General features: G+C 80.8%; 1 protein-coding gene. It reads right to left on the bottom strand.

Features of this window, described 5'->3' with window-relative positions; translation table 11 throughout:
• On the bottom strand, positions 1–1,246 hold a 1,246-nt coding region (locus NH342_RS22995; protein WP_253018704.1), incomplete at both ends, for a hypothetical protein.

Genomic DNA, 1,246 nt, shown 5'->3' with positions numbered 1-1,246 from the left:
CCCGGGGCGCGGCCCGCCGACCCACCAGGCCTGCGGCGCGGTGGGCAGCTGCCCGGCCGCGAGCAGGGCGCGGGTGAGCGTGCCGGCGTCGGCCAGCACACCCGGCCCGCCGGGCACCGAGGGGACGTCGGGCACCGTGCCGGTCAGCTGCGCCCGCAGCGCGGCGCCGCCGACGGTGAGGGAGAACGCGTCTCCGTCGTCCAGCCCGAGGTCGCCGGCGAGCCCGCCGGACAGCACGACCGGCAGCACCGTGGGCGACGGCGCCGGGGTCAGCACGACCCGTGCGGTCGCCAGGGCGAGACCGGTCGGGAACAGCCGTCCGGTCAGCTGCAGCCGATCCTCCGCCACCCGCGGGTCCAGCACGCCGCCGTCGGTCCCGGGTGCGGTGACCGACCAGCCGCCCGCCGCGCCCGGGAGCACCACGTCGACGGAGAGGGGCACGGTGCCCTCGGGGTCGCCGGTCACCTCGTCCACGGCGAGGTCCAGGACCACCCCGACCACGGCGCCGCCGGCCGGCACGGCGACCCCGGTGTCGTGGGGGGCGCCGTCCAGCGGGGTGGTCGCACCGGCGGCGACGACCGGCAGGTCCCCGGCCAGCAGCACGGTCGTCGTGACCGAGACCGGTTGCCGGCCCGCGCTGCCGCTGACCGAGACCGTGCCCGGTCCGGGCACACCGGCCGGCGCCGGCCCGGGGACCAGGCCGGCGGCGGCCGAGGCCCAGTCCTGTCCCTGGGGCAGCCGACCGCGCAGCACAGCCCCGGCCTGCGCCGTGTCCACCGCGACCAGCCGGGGTGCGGCGCCGTCGGTGCGCAGCACGGAGCCGAGGGACACCGCCCGCTCCAGCGCGGGGCTGACCGTGCCGCCGGTGGCCGCGCGCACCGCGGCGGCGTCCAACCCGTCGGCGGGGACGGCGAGGTCGGTGCCCACCCGCAGGTCGGCCTGGTCGGTGCGGGAGAAGGCCCAGGTGGCGTGCACCCCGGCGGCGGCCACGACCGCCGCGGTGGCCAGCACCAGCAGCGCGGCCGCGCCGGAGGCCGGCCCTCGGCGGGCCAGGTCACCGGCCACCAGCACCGGTCCGAGCCGCTCGCCGCGGACGGCCCGGCGGTCGGCCAGCCGGGCCAGCAGCGGCGGCAGCCGGAGCAGCAGCGCGGTGCCGGCGGCCAGCACCAGCACCGGTGCGACCACCAGCACCGGGTCGGCGCCCACCCGGTCGGTCAGGCCGGCCACCGCGACCACGGCGAGGCCG

The organism is Klenkia sp. PcliD-1-E (assembly GCF_024124375.1).
Taxonomy (GTDB): Bacteria; Actinomycetota; Actinomycetes; order Mycobacteriales; family Geodermatophilaceae; genus Klenkia.
Note: the sequence above shows the minus strand (reverse complement) of the source record. Positions and strands in the feature narration are given on the sequence as shown.